General features: G+C 47.3%; 5 protein-coding genes. 3 read left to right on the top strand and 2 right to left on the bottom strand.

Annotated features, from left to right (window positions below):
• Window positions 1–105 precede the first annotated feature (105 nt).
• Together VN105_RS29705 and VN105_RS29700 are read left to right on the top strand one after the other, a co-directional pair.
• Window positions 106–1,002 carry an aldo/keto reductase gene (locus tag VN105_RS29705; protein ID WP_325647120.1) on the top strand — a complete coding sequence of 299 codons (897 nt, stop codon included), beginning with the start codon at window positions 106–108 and terminating at the stop codon, window positions 1,000–1,002.
• 66 nt (window positions 1,003–1,068) lie between these two features.
• Window positions 1,069–1,773, top strand: coding sequence for a DJ-1/PfpI family protein (locus tag VN105_RS29700; protein ID WP_325647118.1), 705 nt, complete (start codon window positions 1,069–1,071; stop codon window positions 1,771–1,773).
• Here the strand turns inward: VN105_RS29700 and VN105_RS29695 are convergent.
• Together VN105_RS29695 and VN105_RS29690 are read right to left on the bottom strand one after the other, a co-directional pair.
• Window positions 1,721–2,752: a fatty acid desaturase family protein gene (locus VN105_RS29695; RefSeq protein ID WP_325647116.1), complete on the bottom strand. Its 1,032-nt coding sequence runs from the start codon at window positions 2,750–2,752 to the stop codon at window positions 1,721–1,723. The two genes, VN105_RS29700 and VN105_RS29695, sit on opposite strands and share 53 nt — an antisense overlap.
• Window positions 2,753–2,797: 45 nt before the next feature.
• Window positions 2,798–3,679 carry a lysophospholipid acyltransferase family protein gene (locus VN105_RS29690; protein WP_325647114.1) on the bottom strand — a complete coding sequence of 294 codons (882 nt, stop codon included), beginning with the start codon at window positions 3,677–3,679 and terminating at the stop codon, window positions 2,798–2,800.
• 153 nt (window positions 3,680–3,832) lie between these two features.
• Here VN105_RS29690 and VN105_RS29685 point away from each other — a divergent pair, with 153 nt between their 5' ends.
• On the top strand, window positions 3,833–4,666 hold the full coding sequence (locus VN105_RS29685; protein ID WP_325647112.1) for an N-acetylmuramoyl-L-alanine amidase: 834 nt from the start codon (window positions 3,833–3,835) through the stop codon (window positions 4,664–4,666).
• Window positions 4,667–4,988: the final 322 nt, after the last annotated feature.

The following is a 4,988-nucleotide window of genomic DNA, read 5'->3' as shown; positions in this document are numbered from 1 at the left end:
CCATAATTTTTTAACGGATTTATATAAAAATGAAAGTTTTGGCTATAACTTCGTTACAGGCTCGCTCTATGCGTCTTGTTGAAAACATCGTAAACCCGGAACTTCATGCAATATCATCTTCTCGGAAAATCAAATCTCGCTGTCAGTGAAATCGGATTCGGCTGTATGTCGCTCGGTAATGACGATGCCGCCAATGCAAGCCTCATTCACCGCGCCTGTGAGCAGGGCATCAATTTTTTTGACACCGCCGACCTGTATGAACACGGACAGAATGAAATCACGGTTGGCAAGGCATTGAAAGACAGGCGATCTGCTGTTATCATTGCTACCAAAGCAGGTAATCAGTGGAAAGAAGATGGGAGCGGATGGGACTGGAATCCGCGTAAAGATTATATCATGGCTGCCGTGGAGGCAAGTTTACAACGGTTACAAACGGACTATATTGATCTGTATCAGCTGCACGGAGGAACCATTGATGATCCCATAGACGATACCATCGATGCTTTTGAAACGTTGCAGCAGCAAGGGAAAATACGCTGCTACGGCATCTCCTCTATCCGCCCGGATGTGATCCGCGAATATGTGAAACGGTCGCGCATAGTGAGCGTAATGATGCAGTATAGTTTGCTGGACCGGCGACCGGAAGAAACTGCTTTTCCCCTGTTACAGGAAAGTAATATCGGTGTGCTGGCAAGAGGTACAGTAGCCAAAGGGCTGCTGGTGAACAAACCTGCAACACCTTACCTCGATTATACCGCTGAAGAGGTAGCCGCTGCAGCTGCAGCAGTGAAGGAAGCAAGCACTTCCTCCAGGGACGCTGCGCAAACTGCATTGCGGTTTGTATTACAGCAGCCCGCTGTAACCAGTGCAGTTGCCGGCATACGTACCCCTGCACAATTGGAAGATGCCCTGAACGCGGTAAATGCTCCCGCGCTACTGCCGGATGAAATAAAGAAACTACAACAGGCTGTAACAGCAAATACTTACGGACAGCACCGCTAGGGCTATCCGCTGCTCTCTGCTTTCATGCTGCCTGCATTATATTGTACTTCATCTAAAGCTGTTGTTATGCAAAAACTAAAGGTGGGAATGTTACTGTTCCCGGGGTTAACGATCCTTGATTTCACAGGCCCTTATGATGTATTTGTAAAAGCACCCTGCTTTGAAGTGGTTATTATCGGTGAAACCACCGGTATCATCCAGGCGGAAGGAGGGTTGCTGTTACAACCGCAGGTGGCCCTGGCCGACTGTCCGCAGCTGGATGTTATTTTTGTTCCGGGCGGAGCGGGAATCAATGCTTTGCTCACTAACCCTGCGATCTTACAGTTCCTGAGGGATCAGGCGGTAAAGGCCAGGTATATTACTTCGGTTTGTACGGGAGCTTTGGTACTGGCCGCCGCAGGTCTGCTGGATGGATTTAAGGCCACCACACACTGGCGTTCGCTGGAGCTGTTACGGATGTTCGGTGTAGAAACGCTGGAAGAAAGAGTAGTGAAAGACAGGAACCGTATTACTGGAGGAGGTGTAACCGCCGGCATTGATTTCGGACTGGTACTGACAGCCCTCATTGGTGGAGATGAAGCTGCTAAAATTGTACAACTGCAACTTGAGTATAACCCGGCTCCGCCGTTCAGGGCAGGCTCCCCTCATACCGCCGGGCTGCCTGTATTGCAGCAGGCAAAAGAACTTACTTCGCGTATGCTGGAAACCCGGAAGAAAATTATCCGGCAACTATTGCAGGATCAGGCTCCCTCCTCAGCTGGGCGCTCCTGATGGCTCGCACCTCCCGCAAAGTGATCATCCGGTTTTGTTCCGGATCCCATACTTTCAGCCGGAAACAGGCCCGGATATCCCGAAAGCCAAGACTGGTAGTTGTAACCTGTTGCATTGCCGGGATATTCTGCATTACCTCCGGTAAACGGTAAAAAGGTATGCGCGCATTCAGGTGGTGAATATGATGATAACCAATATTACCCGTAAACCACTTCATAACTGGATTCATTACCATGTAACTGGAAGAAAGCAGTGCTGCCTTATCATAACACCAGTCTTTGTTCACATTGAATGTAACACCCGGGAAATTATGTTGTGCATAAAAAAGATACGCACCAAGTCCGCAGGCAATGGTAAATGGGATCAATACAAATAACAGCCAGCTTTCCCAACCGAGAAAATAAATTATCCCTGCACTGCCGCCAATATGAATGATGAGCGCCAGTAAAGAATCGAGGTGTTTACGCGGACTGCTTGCAAAAGACTGTACGCACATGCCTATCATAAACATCGACAGGTAACCGGCCGCAATGGTAAGCGGGTGCCTGCTGAACAGGTACGTTCTTCTTTCAGCCGGTGTAATGGATTCAAATTTTTTACGGGTGATAATGGGGTAGGAGCCGATACTGGCGCTGAACAACTTTGAATTGTGCTTGTGGTGGTAATCGTGTGAACGCTTCCATATGCTGGAAGGAGCGAGCACATAGATCCCGAAGGTAATCATGATCGCTTCCGCCAGCCACGATTTATGCAGGATGGCATGATGTTGATGATCGTGATAAATAACAAACATCCGTACAATCAGTAACCCCGAAAGGATACTGGCCATTATTTTCAATGCCAGGTAAGGTAATACCAGGGTGCCTGTTAAAGCCAGTATCAACAACAGTAGCGTTGATATTGTATAGAGCCAGCTTTTGGCTCTTTCTTCGCGCGCATATGGCTTGGTAGCCAATATCAGTTTTTTACCTTCCAGCATATCGTCGTAGGATGATCTGTATATAGTTGTAGTTATGTTAAGAAATTAAATGGCGGCAGTTCTTTTATGTTTCCATCTTTTGTGTGACCAGAGCCAGGTGGCTGGCTGGGAAACAATGTCTTCTTCCAGTTTGCGTGTATGTGCGGCAGTGATAGCCCCGTCTTTTTCTTCTGCCGGGGATGCCGTGAGTAATTCTGCCGAAACGGTGTAATAACCTCTTTTTTCCCGTTGTACAGTTACGTATACCACCGGGTAGTTCAATTTCTGTGCTATTTTTTCAGTACCCTTGAAAACAGGGGTATCCTGGTGGAGGAAGTTGAGCCACTGAGCCGTTTTGGGTTGTGGCGCCTGGTCGGCTATAAATGCAGTAGCATTTACTTCGCCACGGTTTTGTACCATGTCGCGGAAGGTATCCTGCATGGCAATCAGTTTGGTACCAAAGCGTGTACGCATGCGGTACATGAGCCCGTTAAAATGTTTATTGGCCAGCGGATGATAAATTACATACAATTGCTGCCGGCACAGGATACTGAACGTATTGCCGGCCCATTCCCAGTTTCCTTTGTGTCCCATCACCAGCACAACGCTCTTTTTCTCCGCTTCAAGGCGGTTAAAAAGCTCCACAGTGGCGGGTGTAAAGCTGCAATGCTTTACCATCGCTGTTTTGCTGATGGTCAGGGTTTTAAATGTTTCCAGGAAAAGATCGCACAGGTAATGATAAAAATCTTTACATATGCGCCGGATCTCTGCATCGCTCTTTTCCGGGAAAGAGTTCCGCAGGTTCTGAAGAACTACCTTTTTACGGTAGCCCATCACATAATACAATAAAACATATACTGCGTCGGAAACCAGGTAAAGAACACGAAATGGCAGGAGCGATAACGCGTAAATCAGCGGTAACAGTAAGTAGTAGGCAATAGCTGGCAATGTGGCATAGGTTTTTGATACTCCGAAAAGTATTATTGAAAATGTAAATGTATAGCTTAAAGAACACTTTTCATAGCATCCGTGAAAAAAACGGCGCATTGGTTCATTTAGTATCTTTATTGTGCAGTGTTGTGTAAACTTTAACAGATCCAGATGAAGACTATAGCCCGATTTGCGAGATATAGCTGCCTGCTGGCAGCGATTGGCGGCCTTTCGTATTGCGCCCGTAACCCGTATGCCGCTACCAACAAGGTATATCGGCAGGAAGCTAAGTCCTACGCAAAAACGCTGCGACAGCAACCGGGAGCGCTTAATAGCGCCGGTGCTGCTGAAGCGCCCTCCTGGGCAGGTACGGTGAACTTCAACATGCGTAAGCCCAATCTTGTTATCATACATCATACGGCTCAAAATTCATGTGAACAAACGCTGAAAACGTTTACCCTGCAAAGAACCCAGGTAAGCGCTCATTATGTGATATGCCGCAACGGAGCCATCCATCATATGCTGAACGATTATCTCCGCGCCTGGCACGGAGGTGTTGCCAAATGGGGCAATCTTACGGATATCAATTCATCTTCCATTGGTATAGAGCTGGACAATAACGGAAAAGAACCCTTCGATTCTGCACAGATCCGTAGCCTGCTGGTGCTGCTGGACACCCTGCAGCACCGTTACAATATTCCCGCAGCCAATTTCATTGGTCACGGCGATATTGCCCCTGGCAGGAAAGTGGACCCCAGCGCATGGTTCCCCTGGCAGCAGCTGGCAGATAAAGGCTTTGGACTATGGTATAAAGACACCAGCGCCACTATTGTGCCCGAATCATTTGATCCGCTGCTTTCACTGAGGATCATCGGTTATGATGTGAAAGACTCGCTGGCGGCTATCATGGCCTTTAAGCGCCATTTTATGCCGTACGACAGCCTCCCCGGGTTAAATGATGCAGGCAGGAAAATAATGCTCAACCTCCAGCAACAATACCAATGATCTGTTAGGAAGACACCCAACTTTGTTTTTACCCCTACGCCACTCACAGGTTTATTTTGTGAAATGAGATAAATATGTTATTTTAATAATGAGTTAAAGAGAGATACAAACCAAAATCAGCAATCAAAGAGATCGTTTACCCGGACTTGTTATTATACCTATTTCTCCATGTTATACTAATCTTTCTTGTTATGAAACATTCCTTTAAATTCCCGTTATTGCTGGCTGCCGCCAGTGCCGCACTATTATGCTGGCCTCACAAACAAGCTGCCGCCCTGGAAAAAAACTGCTATGCCAATGATTCCTCCTGTCTGGTAAAAAC

The sequence above is a fragment of the Chitinophaga sp. genome, assembly GCF_035564935.1.
GTDB lineage: Bacteria > Bacteroidota > Bacteroidia > Chitinophagales > Chitinophagaceae > Chitinophaga.
This window is presented reverse-complemented; position numbering and strand designations above follow the sequence as displayed.